14 protein-coding genes are annotated in these 16,711 nt (G+C 70.6%); 8 read left to right on the plus strand and 6 right to left on the minus strand.

The genetic code is table 11. From position 1 onward, the window contains the following. The first annotated feature begins 3 nt into the window (after positions 1-3). Positions 4-840 (plus strand): carbohydrate ABC transporter permease, encoded by an 837-nt coding sequence (locus tag ACFYWM_RS07750; protein WP_389910207.1) that lies wholly within the window; start codon positions 4-6, stop codon positions 838-840. A 27-nt stretch (positions 841-867) separates the two neighbouring features. Here ACFYWM_RS07750 and ACFYWM_RS07755 read toward each other — a convergent pair whose 3' ends face one another. From ACFYWM_RS07755 to ACFYWM_RS07765, 3 genes are all read right to left on the minus strand, one after another. Then, on the minus strand, positions 868-1,671 hold the full coding sequence (locus ACFYWM_RS07755; RefSeq protein WP_389910210.1) for an SAM-dependent methyltransferase: 804 nt from the start codon (positions 1,669-1,671) through the stop codon (positions 868-870). A 166-nt stretch (positions 1,672-1,837) separates the two neighbouring features. Then, positions 1,838-2,080 carry a DUF397 domain-containing protein gene (locus tag ACFYWM_RS07760; protein WP_389910213.1) on the minus strand — a complete coding sequence of 81 codons (243 nt, stop codon included), beginning with the start codon at positions 2,078-2,080 and terminating at the stop codon, positions 1,838-1,840. A 9-nt stretch (positions 2,081-2,089) separates the two neighbouring features. Continuing rightward, positions 2,090-2,935, minus strand: coding sequence for a helix-turn-helix domain-containing protein (locus ACFYWM_RS07765; RefSeq protein ID WP_389910216.1), 846 nt, complete (start codon positions 2,933-2,935; stop codon positions 2,090-2,092). A gap of 740 nt (positions 2,936-3,675) precedes the next feature. On the opposite strand from ACFYWM_RS07765, the gene ACFYWM_RS07770 reads away from it, so the two are divergent. Continuing rightward, positions 3,676-4,143, plus strand: coding sequence for an ATP-binding protein (locus ACFYWM_RS07770; protein ID WP_389910219.1), 468 nt, complete (start codon positions 3,676-3,678; stop codon positions 4,141-4,143). Positions 4,144-4,257: 114 nt separating this feature from the next. Next, complete coding sequence (locus tag ACFYWM_RS07775; RefSeq protein ID WP_389910222.1) at positions 4,258-7,494, plus strand: penicillin acylase family protein; 3,237 nt, start codon at positions 4,258-4,260, stop codon at positions 7,492-7,494. Between the two features lie 103 nt (positions 7,495-7,597). Here the strand turns inward: ACFYWM_RS07775 and ACFYWM_RS07780 are convergent, their stop codons facing one another. From ACFYWM_RS07780 to ACFYWM_RS07790, 3 genes are all read right to left on the minus strand, one after another. Then, positions 7,598-9,370: an IucA/IucC family protein gene (locus ACFYWM_RS07780; RefSeq protein ID WP_389910225.1), complete on the minus strand. Its 1,773-nt coding sequence runs from the start codon at positions 9,368-9,370 to the stop codon at positions 7,598-7,600. Next, positions 9,367-10,992 (minus strand): IucA/IucC family protein, encoded by a 1,626-nt coding sequence (locus ACFYWM_RS07785; protein WP_389910228.1) that lies wholly within the window; start codon positions 10,990-10,992, stop codon positions 9,367-9,369. Before ACFYWM_RS07785 ends, ACFYWM_RS07780 begins: the two co-directional genes overlap by 4 nt. A gap of 263 nt (positions 10,993-11,255) precedes the next feature. Beyond that, positions 11,256-12,413 (minus strand): acetyl-CoA carboxylase biotin carboxylase subunit family protein, encoded by a 1,158-nt coding sequence (locus ACFYWM_RS07790; protein WP_389910231.1) that lies wholly within the window; start codon positions 12,411-12,413, stop codon positions 11,256-11,258. Positions 12,414-12,590: 177 nt separating this feature from the next. Here ACFYWM_RS07790 and ACFYWM_RS07795 point away from each other — a divergent pair, with 177 nt between their 5' ends. The 5 genes from ACFYWM_RS07795 (at position 12,591) to ACFYWM_RS07815 (ending at position 16,545) form a co-directional block, all read left to right on the plus strand. Next, positions 12,591-12,989 carry a hypothetical protein gene (locus tag ACFYWM_RS07795; protein WP_389910235.1) on the plus strand — a complete coding sequence of 133 codons (399 nt, stop codon included), beginning with the start codon at positions 12,591-12,593 and terminating at the stop codon, positions 12,987-12,989. A gap of 135 nt (positions 12,990-13,124) precedes the next feature. Beyond that, positions 13,125-14,513, plus strand: a complete 1,389-nt coding sequence (locus ACFYWM_RS07800) for a sensor histidine kinase (protein WP_389910238.1) — start codon at positions 13,125-13,127, stop codon at positions 14,511-14,513. 71 nt (positions 14,514-14,584) lie between these two features. Next, entirely contained in the window at positions 14,585-15,247 is a 663-nt protein-coding gene (locus ACFYWM_RS07805) for a response regulator transcription factor (RefSeq protein WP_389910241.1), read from the plus strand. Positions 15,248-15,355: 108 nt separating this feature from the next. Continuing rightward, a complete protein-coding gene (locus tag ACFYWM_RS07810; RefSeq protein WP_389910244.1) occupies positions 15,356-15,898 on the plus strand; it encodes a hypothetical protein in 543 nt (180 codons plus the stop codon). 2 nt (positions 15,899-15,900) lie between these two features. Next, positions 15,901-16,545, plus strand: coding sequence for a class F sortase (locus ACFYWM_RS07815; RefSeq protein WP_389910247.1), 645 nt, complete (start codon positions 15,901-15,903; stop codon positions 16,543-16,545). The last annotated feature ends 166 nt before the right edge of the window (positions 16,546-16,711 follow it).

Here is a 16,711-nt window from a genome sequence, read left to right on the forward strand (position 1 = left end):
ACCGTGAACCGTCCGGCCCCGCTGCCCGCCCGGATCGCGAAGGCCGTGGTCCTCGGCGTCTGGCTGCTGATCACCGTCTTCCCGCTCTACTGGATCCTCATCACCTCGCTCAAGCCCACCTCGGAGATCTTCGCGGTGCCGCTGCGCTATCTCCCGGGCGACGCCACGCTGGACCACTACCGCGAGCTGTTCTCCTTCGCCTCGTTCGGCACGTACCTCGGCAACAGCCTGGTCGTCTCGCTCGTCTCGGCGGCGGTGGTCACCGCGACCGGCGTGCTGGGCGGCTACGTGCTGGCGCGCTTCCACTTCCCGGGGCGCGGGGCGCTCATGCTCGCCTACCTGGTCACCCAGATGATCCCGCTGTTCATCGCGCTGGGCCCGCTGTATTTGATGATGTCCGGGTTCGACCTGCTCAACCGGCTGAGCGGGCTGATGGTCGTCTACGTCGCGATGCTCGTCCCGTTCTCGACGATCATCATGCGCGGCTTCTACGAACGCGTCCCCGCCGCGCTGGAGGAGGCCGCGATGGTCGACGGCTGCTCACGGCTGACGGCGATGGTACGGGTGGTCGTGCCCGTCATGCTGCCCGGGATCGCCGCGACCTTCATCTTCGGCTTCGTGCAGTGCTGGAACGAGCTCTTCCTCGCGATCGCCTTCATCGACAGCGAGGAGACCAAGACCATCCCGGTCGCGATGAACTCGTTCATCACGCAGTACGACATCGACTGGGGCCCGATGGCGGCCGCGACGGTGGTCTCGGTCATCCCGACGCTCGTGCTGTTCTCCTTCGCGCGCCGCTACATCGTGGAGGGCCTCACCTCGGGCGCGGTCAAGGGCTGACCACGCCGCTGCCGGGGGAGGTGACGGTCAGAGCTTGCGCCCCACCCCGACGTAACCGATCGGGGCGTTCCGCCGCTCGAACAGGGGCGGGTCGGTGGGGCGCCAGTCCGAGGGGAACACCAGGCCGGGCTCGGCCAGCTCGTAGCCGTCGAAGAAGCGGGCGATCTCCTCGTGCGTGCGCAGGCTCAGCGCCTCGGTGGCCCGCTTGTAGATCTCCAGCGCCTCCGGCGTGCTGTCGGGGCGGGCGTCGATCGCGTGACTGAGGACGAGGTGACTGTCCGGCGCGCTCGCCTTGCGCAGCCGCTCGATGATCTCGTAGGCGCCCGCGCCGTCGGGGTTCTCGTCCGGGACGAAGTGCAGGATGGCGAGCAGCAGGAACGCCACGGGCCGCTCGAAGTCGACGTGCTCGCGCAGCTCGGCCAGCAGCGCCTCCGGGTTGCGCACGTCGGCCTGCACGACGGTGACGTTGTCGCCCTTGCCGAGGATCGCCCGGCTGTGCGCGCACACGACGGGGTCGTAGTCCACGTAGACCACGTGGGTGTCGGGCGCGAACTCGTGCGCGATCTCGTGCGTGTTGCCCCGCGTGGGCAGCCCGGACCCCAGGTCCACGATCTGCCGCACCCCCGACTCGACCAGGTGGCGTACGGCACGCGCGAGGAACGCCCGGTTCTCCTTCGCGGAGTCGCGGGTGTCGGGAAAGAGCTTCAGAATCTGCTCGGCCGCGTCCCGGTCGGCGGCGAAGTTGTCCTTGCCGTCCAGGTAGTAGTCGTACATCCGGGCGACGTTGGGCACGCTCGGGTCAACCCCGGCCGGCGAAGCCTGATCATCCACGGTCTCTCCAGACTCTCCAGCGTTCATCTGGGTTTGATCTTAGAGAGTCTTTCACGTTTTAGCAGCCAGATAGGGCGATCGATGCCTGTCTGGCCGTCATCCGCCCGGGATGGGGTGGGATGTCCGCACAGATGTTCGCCAAGGCCGCCGACTGTCTTCGTGGCACTCAGCGGGTCCGCCTGAGGTCTCCGCCCGCTTCCGGCCCCTGGTCGAACTCGCCGCCCTTCACTTCGGCGACGAACGCCCACCACGCACGGGGAGCGAAGCTCAGCACGGGGCCGTCGGGGTCCTTGCTGTCTCGTACGGCCCGGCCGCCGCTGGGCAGGGTGGCTACTTCAACGCAGTTGTCATTGTTGGTCCCACTGAGGGTGCTCTTGCGCCAGGTGAGATTCGAGGGGCTCTCGTTCACTGTTTTCACCTATTCCTTGAGCTGCTCCACGAGCTTCGCCATGTGCCGCACCGACTCATCCGGAGACAGAGCCAATTTCAGCACATAGTCCAAAATAATGGTGTATCGCTGATATTCCAATGGCTGCTCAAGCCAGAGACTTTCCGTCGCGGTCACGGTGTAGACGAGGCTCGGGTCGTTGGGGAAATCCAGAGTGACGAACGAACCTTCCAGGGCGGGATGCGCGCCGGCGGAATCGGGAACCACCTGGACGGTGATGTTCGGCTTGGCGGCCATCTCGATGAGATGACCGATCTGCTCGCGCATCACCTCCGCGCCGCCGATCGACTTGCGTAGCGCGGCCTCGTCGATGAGTGCCAGCAGGGTTGGCGGGTTCTCCCGAAAGAGGATCTCCTGACGCATGAGCCTCGCCTGGACGTGGCGATCGACGAGCGTCTCGTCGAGCGTTCGAGCGGCTCGCCACAACGCTCTCACGTACCTTTCCGTCTGGAGAAGCCCTGGGATCAGCACGATCTCCCAGGTGCGGATGGAACTGGCGCCCGCCTCGAAGTCGGGCAGGCTGCTCCGGAAGACGTCCTGGTACTTCTCCCACCAGCCGCGCTGGCGTGACTCCCTGGCGAGGGTGATCATCGCCTCGCGCTGGTCATCGTCGGTGATGCCGTACAGGTCGAGCAGCAGGCGAATGTCGTGGACGTTCGGGAGCCGCCACTCGTTGCGCTCCATCCGGGAGACCTTTGACGCGTCCCACTCCAGCCGTCTGCCCGCCTCGGTCACCGAGAGTCCGGCTTCTTTGCGGAGCTGCCGGAGTGTCTGGGAGAGTTTCCGGCGTTTGACCGTGGGGCTGTTGCTTGTCATTTTTAATCTCCTTTGTGAATTGCCAGGTAGGTCTAATCGGACAATTCATCTTGATTTTATCTGTGCATTGTGATTCCCGTGTTGCTGTGCCAGCATGCTAATGGGTTCAGGGGTGAACGGTGAGCTCAATGTGACAATGAGGGTTATTGTCCTGAATCTCTGCGCAGATATACCCGGATTGCAGTATCAGCCGGTAGTTGGTGTTACCTCGCGCCGACTGCACCCCTTATGTCTGTTCCGGATGGTTATCGCATCCCTGGCAAGCCCGAAAACAAGGCGAGGCCGTCACGGTGCGGCAACACCGTGACGGCCTCTTGAATCGGACGTAGGAGGTCCAATCCCGTGCTTGACCTTACAAGAGCGATCCGAGTCATTCGAATGCGTTTCAGTGGTGACCGGCCGCCGGCCCCGTTGGGGTGCCGGTGGTGTGGGTATTCGCCGTACGCGCATGACGATCGATGCCTTCCCCATAGGCAGGCGCACGCCTATGAGCGGCCGACGCCCGCGCAGTTCCGGGCGCGGCTGGCGGAGTGGTGGCGGCTGGGATTCGCGGGGCGGTTGTCCGGCGTGGCGGAGGCACGCCCGCAGGGGGAGACGCGGGCGGTTCTTGGTCGCGGACGTCACGTCCGGCCTGTGGAGCCGGTGGTCGTCGAGCCGTCCACGTCGTACGGGCGCCGACCACCGGACGGCCTGAGCAGGCGAAGGCCGTATCAGAGCGCGATGCGGCAAAGGAGGGCGGCATGAGCGGGCTCCGGACCGTCTGCTACGGGATTCCCCGTGACCCGGCGGCCGTCGGTGAGGCTCGTCGGGTGACGCGGGACACCCTCACCGGCTGGGGCCTGCCGCCCGCGTTCGTCGACGACGCGGTGTTGGTGGTCGGCGAGCTGGTGGCGAACGCCACGGTGTACGGGGAGGAGCCGATCCGGCTGTCGCTGTGGGGCATGGCCCAGGGGGTCTGCGTGCGGGTGACCGATCACGGGTCCGGGGCGCCTCGCATGCTCGACCTGGGTGAGGACGCCTCCCACGGCAGGGGGCTCGCGATCGTCGAGGCGTTGGCCGACCGGTGGGGTGTCGTTCCTCTCAGTACCAACAGTGAAGGCAAGACGGTGTGGGCCGCGTGGGAGGTTTCCCGCTCCGGGGTCGCTATCGGTTGTGCGGACCCGATCCCGGCTCTCGGGCTTCACGAGAGGGTCGACCGGCGACTCTGACAAGCAGTCACATGCGGTACGGGCGATTATCACAGCGGCCATTGATTCGTTGTGGGCCGGAACGTATGTTCCTCTCACCATCCGAGTAAGACTCATGTTTAGGGGACCCTCCTAATGCATGCACGTCTCCGGCGGGTGATCACGGCGGCCTCCGGGTTGTCGCTGGTCCTCGCGCTGGCATCCCCCGTCGTGCCCGCATCCGCGACCGCGTCCGAAACCGCGTCCAGAGCCACGTCTGGAACCACGGCGGCGGCCGTTCTCCCTCCCGACGACTACTGCCTCGGCGAGTGCTCCGACATCCTGCCCCCGGGGCAGAACGGCAACGCCACCCTGGCCGGGATCCTCGCCCACCAGACCCTGGGCACCAAGCCGAGACACAGTGACGACCAGCTCGGCAGGTACGCCAACCTCCTGTCCGGCTACACCGGCCTGACCAACGACCAGATCGCCGACTTCTTCAACGACGCCTCGTTCGGCGTCCCCGCGGGACAGGTGGAGAGCACCACGAGCCCGCGCCCGGACGTGACGATCGTCCGCGACCGGGCGACCGGCACCCCGCACATCACCGGGACGACCCGCGAGGGCACGATGTTCGGCGCCGGGTACGCGGGCGCGCAGGACCGCCTGTGGGTGATGGACCTGATGCGGCACGTGGGCCGCGGCGAGCTGACCCCGTTCGCCGGGGGCGCGCCGGGCAACCGGGCGCTGGAGCAGAGCGCGTGGCGCAACTCCCCGTACACCGAGGCGGACCTCCAGGCGCAGATCACCAGGGTGAGGAACTCAGGCCCCCGGGGCGCGCAGCTCTACGCCGACGTGGAGAACTACATCGCCGGGGTCAACGCCTACATCGACCGCTGCATGGCGGACCGCAACTGCCCCGGCGAGTACGTCCTGACCGGCCACCTCGACGCGATCACCAACGCGGGCGGCCCGGTGGACTTCACCATGACCGACCTGGTGGCGATCTCCGGCGTGATCGGCGGCCTGTTCGGCGGCGGTGGCGGGGCGGAGATGCAGTCGGCCCTGGTCCGGGTCGCGGCCCGCGCCAAGTACGGCACGGCGGTCGGCGACCAGGTCTGGTCGGCGTTCCGGGCGCAGAACGACCCGGAGACGACGCTCACCCTGCACAACGGCCAGAGCTTCCCGTTCGGCAACGCGCCCGCCGGGGCCACCGGGGTCGTCCTGCCCGACCCGTCGTCGGCGCCGGTGGACATCACCGCGAACGAGACCGGCTCGGCCACCTCCCCGGCCTCGGCCTCGGCCCAGAAGGGCGTGCTCGACGGACTGCTCGTCGACAACTCCAAGCCCGGCATGTCCAACGCCGTGGTGGTGTCGGCGGCCAAGTCGTCGACCGGGAACCCGGTCGCGGTGTTCGGCCCGCAGACGGGCTACTTCGCTCCCCAGCTGCTCATGCTGCAGGAGCTCTCCGGACCCGGCATCCGGGCGCGCGGCGCCGCCTTCGCCGGGCTCAACCTCTACGTGCTGCTCGGCCGGGGCACCGACTACGCCTGGAGCGCGACCTCCAGCGGCCAGGACCTCACCGACACGTACGCCCTCCAGCTCTGCGCCCCCGGCGGCGGCGCGGTGACCACCGCGTCCAACCACTACCTCTACCGGGGCGTCTGCACGGAGATGGAGACGCTGCGCAAGACCAACAGGTGGAAGCCCACCGTCGCCGACTCCACCGCGGCCGGCTCGTACGACCTCGTCATCCAGCGCACGAAGTACGGCCTGGTGAGCTGGCGCGGCACTGTCGGCGGGCAGCCCACCGCCTTCACCACGCTGCGCTCGACGTACCGGCACGAGGTCGACTCGGCGATCGGCTTCCAGATGTTCAACGACCCGTCGGCGATGGGCGACCCGGCGGCGTTCACGAACTCGGCCTCGACCATCGGCTTCGCGTTCAACTGGTTCTACGTCAACTCCAGGGACTCGGCGTACTTCATGTCGGGCGACACCCCGGTCAGGTCCGCGGTGTCCGACCCGAACCTGCCGATGACGGCCGACGCAGCGCACGAGTGGGCGGGTTACGACCCGGCCGCCAACACCGCGACCTACACCGCCCCCGCCACCCACCCGCAGGCGGTCAACCAGGACTACTTCGTCAGCTGGAACAACAAGCAGGCCAAGGACTACGGCTCGGCGGACGGCAACTTCAGCTTCGGGCCGGTTCACCGGGCCGACCTGCTGGACGCCCCGATCAAGGCGGCCCTGTCGGGAAGCGGCAAGCTCGACCGGGCGGGCACCACGAAGATCGTGGCCGACGCCGCGGTGACCGACCTGCGCGGCAAGAAGGTCCTGCCCGACCTGCTCAGGGTGATCAACAGCGCGGCGGTGACCGACCCGGCCCTCGCCTCGGCGGTCGCCAAGCTGTCGGCCTGGACGTCGGCGGGCTCGCGAAGGCTGGAGACCACGCCGGGCAGCAAGGCGTACGCCCACGCCGAGGCGATCCGCGCGTTCGACGCGTGGTGGCCCAAGCTCGTCCGCGCGCAGTTCAGGCCGGGGCTGGGCGACGGCCTCTACCAGTCGGTGGTGAACGCCATCCAGATCAACGAGTCGCCCTCCGGCCACCAGCAGGGTGACCAGTCCACCCTGCCCACCTCCGCGAACGAGGCCCAGGCGCACAAGGGATCGGCCTTCCAGTACGGCTGGTGGGGCTACGTGAGCAAGGACCTCAGGAGCGTCCTCGGCGACCCGGTCTCCGGGCCGCTGCCCGCCAAGTACTGCGGGAACGGCACGGTGGCCGGTTGCCGTACCGTCCTGCTGGAGAGCCTGGCGGCGGCGCTCGCCGAGCCCGCGACCACGACCTACCCGGCCGACGACGTGTGCTCGGCGGGCGACCAGTGGTGCTCCGACGCCGTCGAGCAGTCGCCGCTCGGCGGGATCAAGCACTCGCTGATCTCCTGGCAGAACCGGCCCACCTACCAGCAGGTCGTGTCCTTCCCCGCCCGCCGGGGGGACGCGATCGCCAACGTGGCGCAGGGGAAGAGCGCCAGCGCGTCGAGCACCCAGCTCTTCTACCCGGCGAGCAGGGCCGTCGACGGCGACCCGACCACCCGGTGGGGGAGCTCGTCCAGCGACAACCAGTATCTCCAGGTCGATCTCGGGGCGGCCACGACCGTGTCCAGGGTCCTGCTGCGCTGGGAGGCGGCCTACGGGGCCGCGTACTCGATCCAGACCTCGACCAACGGCTCCACCTGGACCACCGTCCACTCCACCACCGCCGGGAACGGGGGTGTGGACAACGTGAGGTTCAGCCCGACCAGCGCGCGCTACGTCCGCATGCAGGGTGTAACGCGCGGGACGTCGCACGGCTACTCCCTCTACGAGCTGGAGGTCTATCCCCGGTGACGAGCACTTCGACATAGCGGACGGGAGACGGCGGCCCCACCATCGCCGCCGTCTCTCGTCTCTCGTCTCCCGTCGTCACGTCGGAGCTGAACTTCGAGGGACGTCAGGCCGTGGCCAGCGGGTTGGCGACCGTCACGTACCCCGCGGAGCGGTCCGCCGAGCGCGCCCACCGGACCGACAGGTTGGCCTTGGCGGGCAGCGACGGCATCGACAGCAGGTCCGACAGCGGCCGGGGCCATCCGCGCGACGCCGCGTACTTCTCCAGGACCTCCCCGGCCACCGCCCACAGCTCCCGGGTGGACCCGGTCCCGGCCAGGGAGGCGGCGATCTCGGCGAGGTGGTTGACCATCAGGCAGTAGACCACCCGGTTCCAGCCGGAGGCCGCGTCGTAGGTGAGCGACTCGGCGACCCGGCCGGGCAGCCCGGACAGGTCGTGCCGCCCGGCGACGAGCTTCGTGCCCTCCAGGTCGCGGAAGACGACCTCCACGGGCATCCCCTCCGTGTCCACGCCGATCAGGACGTTCTGCAGGTGGGGCTCCAGCACCACGCCGTGGCCGAGGTAGGCGTCGAGCACCGGCGGCGCCACGCGTTCCACGTACGCCCGCCACCAGCGCACCGGATCGGCAACCGGCCACCCGGCCATGAGCGGCGCACTCCCCGGCACCGGATTCGCCCGACCCGGAGCTGAACCCGCCAAACCCGGTGCCGGATTCGTCAGGCGCGGTGCCGGATTCGCCAGGTCCGGCAGATCGCCCGGCACCGCCCCGGCACCCTGCCGCCCGGCGGCGAGCGCGCCGCTCAGCAAGGGGGTCACCCCCGGCCTGCAGACCGACCACGGGCTCATCCGGACGATCACGCCGAGCCCCTCCAGCAGCCGGGTGCCCAGCTCCGCGGAGCGGTAGCCCGGTTCGGGCAGCCAGCGGGTGCCGGGGAAGGCGGCGGCCAGGTCGAGGAACACCGGTTCGAGGCGACGGCTCAGCTCGACCGCGCCGGCCAGCTCGTACCAGGAGTTCTTCCGCACGCAGTTGGTGATCCGCACATCCAGGCTGAACTTCAGGCACCGGTCGGTCAGCGGCTCGTAGACCGTGCGGACCGACGACGTGGGAACCGCCGTCCGGGAGCTGTCGCCCAGGTCGATCAGGCGGCCGTCGACCAGCGGCGCGGCCAGGTCCGAGGCGAGCAGTTCCAGCTGCCACGGGTGCGCGGGCAGCAGCGAGTAGCCGGGCGGCGCCTGGCCGAGCTCGTCGAGCGCGCCGGTGTCACCCGCCCCGGCCAGCACGTCGTCCCTCACCCCGAGCAGCCGCAGCGGGAAGCTCGCGTGCGCCTCGGGCGCGTAACGCAGCCAGCCCTCGCCGCCGCGCGCCTTCGGGCTGGGATGGAACGGGTGCCCGAGGACGAGCGCCTGCTCCGAGGCGAGCCACGGGTCGGCGGGCGGCGGGACCTCCCGCCGGGCCGCGACGAGCGTCGCTAGGGCGTCCCTGCTCGCGGCCACCTGGGCGGCGAACTCGTCGTTCCCCTCGCCCTTGCCCTCGCCCTTGCCCTCGCTCTCGTTGTCGCCGTCGCCGTCGCCGTCGCCGTCGCCGTCGCCGAGTTCGGCCTCCACCAGCCGGACGAGCAGGTCCGTCGAGAGCGGCTGCCAGGAGCCGTCCTCCAGCCACTCCGGCCGCCCCTCGAAGCGCAGCGCGAGCCCGCCGCGCGTGCGCGCCCGCAGGTGGGCACCCCCGAGGCGCAGCAGCACGTACGGCTCCTCGTGCCTGACCTGTCCGCGAGGTCCCGCGATCTCCCTCACGCAGCAGCGCAGCAGCGCCGACACGGAGGCCTCCTCGGCGATGGCCATGGCGACGGCGCAGGGTGAGTCGAGGGCGAGGCTCGTCATGTTGTCCTTTGCGTGATCTGGGGAGGCTGGCGGAGATAGTTCGGTCCGCTCGTGCCGTAGAACTTGTTCACGTCCCGCGCGCCGGTGCGCGCCTTGTCCACCAGGGTCCCAGCGGTGATCATCGACTTGCCGACGAGCCGGGCGGCGTCGAGGGTCCTGGCCCGCAGGAGCCTGGCCATCGGGTCCTCGCCGTACTCGTCGAGCGCCTCGGCGAGCGTGCCGCGGACCAGCTCGAAGGCCGTCGGCGGCGGCAGCGCGCCGAACGTCACGGCGGCGGCGGCCAGGTGCAGGGTGATGGTCACGAACACGTCGGCGAGCGCGTGCGGGTCGTCGGTGAACATCCGCGCGTCGGCGAAGTCCGGCACCGCGAGCCCGGCGTCCCGCAACCTGTCGGGCGAGGTCAGCAGGCCGTCGTTGTCCTTGACGAGCAGCCGCATGACGCCGTCACTCAAGGTGGTCCCGAAGGCGGCCTCGGTGCCGAACGCCAGCGAGAGGTTCTGCTGGTGGGCCTCCAGTGCCGTGCCGTACCTGACGAAGAGCCGCACGTGGAAGCGGAACAGGACCCGCAGGTACCGGCCGAGCAGCCGGGCGACGTCCCCGCCGGACCACCTCTCCGCGAGCCCCTCCACGACCAGCCCGCCCCCCGGCAGCGGTGCCGTCAACGACGCGACCGGGACGACCTCACCCACCGGGTGGCGGCGCAGGAGCCAGCCCAGGTACTCGTGCCCGGCGTGCCCGTACGTCTGCTCGTCGGCCAGGAGCACCTCCGGGTCGGGCATGGCTCGCAGCAGCAGCTCGGCCCGCGCCCCGTCGGCGAGCGTGTCCGGTTTGAGGGACCTCCGGTTGCGCAGCCCGAGGGTGCTGGTGGTCAGCGGCAGCTTCAGGTGGGTGCCCGGGGCGATCTCGACCGTGCGCATCGACAGCGTGGGCCTTACCTCCAGGCGCGCGATCGGGGCCACGACCGCCCACGGGATCTCCTCGATCGCGGGGACCGTCAGCGGGTGCACGGGGAACAGCGTGTGGGTCTTCGCGAGGTCCGCGGCCAGGCCGACGGCGGGGAATCCGGGCGCCCCCGGCAGCTCCGCCCCGGCGAGCCGCTCCCGGGGCACCGCGGCCCAGCGCAGCTCGAAGGCGGGCGCGAACTCCGGCGCGTACGCGGTCAGATCCTCGTCGGACAGGCCGCTCCGGGATCGGGCCGTCGGGTAGACGGGGTGGTCGACGAACGCGGCCAGCGTCTCGTACCACACGCCGTCGCGCCCACGTCCGAGGGCGACGGTCGCGTCCAGCCTGGCGAGCACCTCCTCGCGGTGGGCGTCGTGGAGGTCGAGGGCGCGCAGCGCCTCGCGGCACTCCGTGACGAACGACTCGACCCCGGCGGCGTCTGCGGGAGCGGAGATCTCCCGCAGGGCGCCCAGGACCTCCTCCAGGCGGAGCGCCTCCTCAGGGGCCGCCACGAAGTCCTGGAACAGCGAGCCGGGAACCAGCCGGACCCGCCTGCCCCCGGGCAGGACGAGCGCGACGCCGTCCTTGCTGCGCGTCACCCGCCCGGCCAGGCCGCCGTAGTCCTCACGCAGGAGCGCGTTCAGCACCCGTCCGGCGAGGTATCTCTCCCGCCCGCTCACGGAACCGCCACCGCGCACGCGGTCACCCGCGGCTCCCGTGGCTCCTGCGGCTCCTGCGGCTCCTGCGGCTCCCAGGGGCGCGCGGTCGCCCACGGGTCCCCGGTTCGTACGGTCACCCGCGGGTCTCCGGTTCGTGCGGTCGCTCATGGTTCCCCGGTTCGTACGGTCGCCCGTGGACTCCCCGCGCTCGCGGTCGCTCATGGTTCCCCGGTTCGCGCGGTCACGGGGTCCACGGACCCTGCGCTCGTTCGTGGACTCGCGGCTCATGCGATCACCCACGGGTTCTCCGCGGTGAACGCCGCGACGGCCGCGTCCACGCGCGCCCGGTCGGGCCCGATCGCGCGGACGACGCCCATGTAGTCGCGGTTGGTGTTGCTCAGGTCGATCCGGTCACCCACCGCGCGCAGCGGCCGGTGCCAGATCCGGACCGGATCGCCGGGCTCGGGAACGATCGTCCCGGGAGACCTCACCACGGTCCCCGCGCGGTCGGCGACCAGGCTCAGCGCCGTCGCGTGCCCCTCCGCGACGCCGGGGAGTCTTGGCTCCGCCCCGAGATGCACGCCCAGAATGAGCTCGAACAGGGGCACGTCCAGCACGCTCGCCAGCAGGAAGTCGCAGTGGTCGCCGATCACCCGGTAGTTGACCTCGACGATCCGAGGCCCGGCCGGGGTCATCACGTACTCGGTGTGGCAGGCCCCGAACCCCACCCGCAGCGCCTCCAGCGCCCGCAGCACGTGCTCACGGCCCGGTGGCGGCTCCCAGTCGAGCCGTTCCTCCACGAAGTGCGGCAGCGGCCCGAGGGTGGTGCGGAACCCGCCGAGCACCCTGACCCGCTCGCCGTCGCCGAGCGTCTCCATCGTGTGCAGGGGGCCGTCGAGATACTCCTCCACGACCAGCGTCTCTCCGGGCCGCCTGTCCCGGATGGCCGCGACGGCCCTCGCGAGTTCGCCCGCGTCGCGGACCAGCACGACGTCCTCGCTGGCCACCCCCTCGCGCGGCTTCACGACCGCGGGGAACGGCATCTCGGCGGGCGGCGGGTCGGCCGGTGCCAGCCGCGCGGAACGTACGGTCTCGACCCCGGCGGCGGCGAGCCGTCGCCGGGTGAGCGCCTTGTTCTTGGTGTCGACGCAGGCCCGCCAGTCCTTGCCGGGCAGGCCGAAGTAGGCGGCGGCGAGCGCCGTCTCCGCCTGGATGTGGTCGGAGTTGGAGAAGATCGCGTCCGGGACGTGGTGGTGCGCCACGGTGTCGATCACGGCCCGCGCGTCGCGTACGTCGCAGTGGAGCACCTCCGCCCCGGAGTCGCGATGCCGCTCGGGGCGGTCGGTGAGGATCGTGACCTCACAGCCGAGCGCGCGTGCCGCCGGGAGGAATCCGTCGGTGACCGAGTCGGTCGGTTTGAGCGCGGTGAGGTACAGCCGCAATGCAGGGACCCCCGATATCAGGCAAGGCTAACCTAACTCGGTGATCCTAGCCTGAGGCCGATCGGAGCGCGGAGGCGATCGGTTTATTGACAGTACATGTCCGTGTCGCCCGATGATGAGAGTCTTCTCATCTCCGTCCCAGCCTGATCTCCTGTGACGGCGCCTACCGTGGACGCCATGAGCCGCAGGACGTCAACCGTCAGCATGGTGATCGGGATACTCGTCACCGCGGTCGCGATGTTCGCGGTCGTGGTGCTGGTCCAGGGCAACTCCGGCAGCCTCGGGGAGGCCGTCGTGGTCGACCGGGACCGGGCGAGCGAGACGGCCGCGACGACGGGCACCGCGCAACCACGGCCCTCCACGGGCTCCACCGCACCGGCCGATCCCGGGGCGTCCGGCGATCCGAAGGGCCGGGACGACGACCGGACGCCACCGGCCTCCGCGACCTCGGGCGGGCCCGCCGCGTCCAGCCTGACCGGGAAGGAACGGGCCGAACGGGTACAACCGCCACCGCCGCCGCGAGGCGGGGGAGACGACGACGATGACGATGACGGCGGCGATGACGGCGACGACTAAGACCACGACGGCGATGACCGAGAGCACGACGGCGGCAACGGCTACGGCGATGACGGCGACTGAAACCGCGATGACGGTGACGGCGACGGCGACGACGGCTACGGCCGGGACCGCGGCAGAGGCGACGGCCTGGCGGTGAGCGCACGGACCCGCATCGTGGGGTGGACGCTCGCGGTCGTCGCCCTCGCCCTGAGCGTCTCGGTGTTCGCCACCTGGACCATCCTGCTGGTCAGGCTGGAGGACCGGGTGAACGCCGAGCTCGCCAACGAGGTGGAGAAACTCCACTGGTACGCGAAGCACTCGACCGCCTCCCCGCCCGCGCTGCTCCAGGAGTACCTGAAGGTCAACGCCCCCGACCGCCACGAGACCTTCTTCGTGATCCTGGACGGGAAGGTCCGCTGGCGCACGTACGCAGAACCCCCGGCCGTGCTGGACACCGACCGGGCGCTGGTCGCGCGGATGGCCGCCGCGACCGAACCCACCTGGGACTGGGCCCCCAGCACCGCCGGGCTCGTCCGCTGGGCGGTCGCACCGGTGATCGCCGACGGTGAGGTCGAGGGCGCCTTCGTGGCCATCGTCTTCTACGACCTCGAACGCCGTGAGGTCGACGAGGCGGTGCGCGTGCTGGGCCTCACCGCGCTGGCGGCGCTGCTCCTGGCCGGGGCGGGCGGGTGGTTCGTCGCGGGACGGGTCCTCGCCCCCGTGCGGCTGGTCCGCCAGACGGCGGAACGGATCGGCGGCTCCGGCGACCTCAGCCGGCGCCTCACCGTCTCCGGCGACGACGACGTCTCCGCGCTGGCCGCGACCTTCAACCACATGCTCGACCGGCTGGAACGCGCCTTCGCCGTGCAGCGCGACTTCCTCGACGACGCCGGGCACGAGCTTCGCACCCCGATCACGGTCGTCCGAGGCCACCTCGAACTCATGGGGGACGACCCCGAGGAACGAGCCGCCACCCTGGCCCTGGTCACCGACGAGCTGGGACGGATGAACCGGATCGTCGACGACCTGATCATGCTCGCCAGGTCGGAGCAACCGGGCTTCCTCACCCTCGGCGAGGTCGAGCTCGCCGACCTCACCGTCGAGGTCGTGGCCAAGGCCCGCGCCCTGGGGGAGCGCCGCTGGCGGGTGGACGAGGTGGCCGAGGAACGGGTCACGGCCGACCGGCAGCGCCTCACCCAGGCGCTGATCCAGCTCGTGGCCAACGCCGTGCGGCACACCGGCCCCGGCGACCTGATCGCGGTCGGTTCCGCCGTACGGGACGGCCGGGTGGAGCTGTGGGTGCGCGACACCGGTCCCGGCGTGCCCGAGCAGGACCGCGAACGCATCTTCAACCGCTTCGTCCGGGGCACGGGCCGCACCGGGTCGCACGACGGCGCGGGACTCGGCCTCGCCATCGTCCGCTCCATCGCCGAGGCGCACCGGGGCACCGCGCGCGTCCACCCGGCCGACGGGGGCGGGGCGCTCTTCCTGATCTCCTTCCCGTACGAGGAGATCCCCATGACGCTCTCGTACGAGCACTGACATCCCGTACGAGTCCATATCGCGCGGCGGAGAAGGCGCGACCGTGACAATCCCCGAGGAAGGAGCCGAGGGTGAACCGCATCCTGATAGCCGAGGACGAGGGCCGGATCGCGTCCTTCCTGGAGAAGGGCCTGAGAGGCAACGGGTTCACGACGACTGTCGTCGCGGACGGGCTCGCGGCGTACGAGTACGCCCGTGCCGGACTCTTCGACCTGATGATCCTGGACATCGGGCTTCCGCTGAGCGACGGCTTCACGGTCCTGCGACGGCTCCGGCAGGAGATGGCGACCATCCCAGTGATCATCCTCACCGCCCGGGACAGCGTCGCCGACACCGTCGCGGGCCTTGAGGGCGGGGCCGACGACTACCTCGCCAAGCCCTTCTCCTTCGAGGAACTGCTGGCACGCGTACGGCTTCGCCTGCGTCCGGAACGCGTCCCGGAGACGACCGTGCTGCGCGTCGGCGACCTCGCCCTGGACCTGCGGACCCGGCGGGCCCACGTGGGCGAGCGCTCCGTCGACCTGTCCACCCGCGAGTTCGCCCTCGCGGAGATCTTCTGCCGCCACCCGGACCAGGTTCTCACCCGCCAGCAGTTGCTCAGCCACGTGTGGGGGTTCGACTTCGACCCCGGCTCGAACGTGGTGGACGTCTACGTCCGCTACCTGCGCCGCAAGCTGGGAAACCAGCGGATCGAGACCGTCAGGGGGTCCGGCTACCGCCTGCGGGTTCAGTGAGAGCCCTCTCATCCCGCGCTCATGGTGGGTCCACCGGCCACCGGAAATCTGGAGTCATCCGCACAGAAGGTGCGGAACGACTTCAGGAACGACCTTCAGGAGGGCCAGATGAGCCTGGAACTACGGCGGACCCTGCTCGCCATCGCGATCACCCTCGGACTCGGCACCACCGGCGTCCTCGCCGGCGTCCCGGCGGCCCAGGCGTCCGCGTTCCCGGTTTCGTCCACGTCGGTGGTCGACGTCGCGGACGACGACGATGACGACGACAAGGGGGGTGACGATGACGACGACGACGGCGGTGACGACGACCGTGACGACGACCGTGACGACCGTGACGACCGTGACGACCGGGACGACGACCTCCCCCGGGGCGGAGTGGAAACCGGCCAGGGCAGCACGTCGCGCGATGACGACGATGACGACGATGACCGGGCGCCCGCCGGTGGTGTGGACACCGGTCAGGGTGGTGCGTCGCGTGACGATGACGACGATGACGATGACCGGGCGCCCGCCGGTGGTGTGGAGACCGGGTTCGGCGGGATGGCGGAGAAGGAGGGCGTGCCGCTCTGGGTGCCGGTGGGATTGGCCGGTGCCGGGCTGCTGGCGGGTGGCGGCTTCTGGTTCAGCCGTCGATTCACCTCGGGGAGCTGACCGTGCGGACCCCCGGTGCCCTCGTGGCCGCTCTCTCCGCCCTCGTGGCCATGACCGCGTGCTCCACCGAGGTGGCCGCGCACAGCGCCCCCTCGGTTTCCACAGCCTCCGAAGCCTCCACCAGCTTCACGACTTCCACGACTTCCACGACCGCCACGGCCTCCGGGGCTTTCACGGCCGCCCGGTTCGTACGACCCCCGGCCAGGGGTGAGGTCGCCAACCCCGTGCGGCTCCGCGTCCCGGCGATCGGGCTCTCCACCTCGGTGATCGCGCTGAAGCTGGACGCGAGGAACAAGCTGGTCGCCCCGGTGCGCTTCGACAGGGTGGGCTGGAACAAGGCCGGTCCCGAGCCCGGCGAGGCCGGTGCGGCGGTCATCGCCGGGCACGTGGACTCCAGGACGGGGCCCGCCGTCTTCTACCGGCTCGGAAAACTCCGTCCCGGACACCGCGTCCACGTCGACAGGGCCGACGGAAGCACGGTGACCTTCACCGTCCGGCGCCTGGCCCGCTTCCCGAAGAGCCGGATCCCCGACAGGCAGGTGTACGGCTCCACCAAGGGAGCCGAGCTGAGGCTCATCACCTGCGGCGGGTCCTTCGACAGCAAGCGGCGCAGCTACCGCGACAACGTGATCGTCTTCGCGAGCTGACGGGCGGCACCACGAAACAGCGGGGAAGCGTGCCACAGGAGGCGGGGGGGGGGGGGGGGGGCGCCCCCCCCCCCCCCCCCCCCCCCCACCAGCCACCGCACCCGGCGGGCGCGGCGGGGCCCCCCCCACACACCCACCCCGCCAACACACCCCACCCCCCCGCGCC

Source organism: Streptosporangium sp. NPDC002721 (assembly GCF_042888905.1).
Lineage (GTDB): Bacteria > Actinomycetota > Actinomycetes > Streptosporangiales > Streptosporangiaceae > Streptosporangium.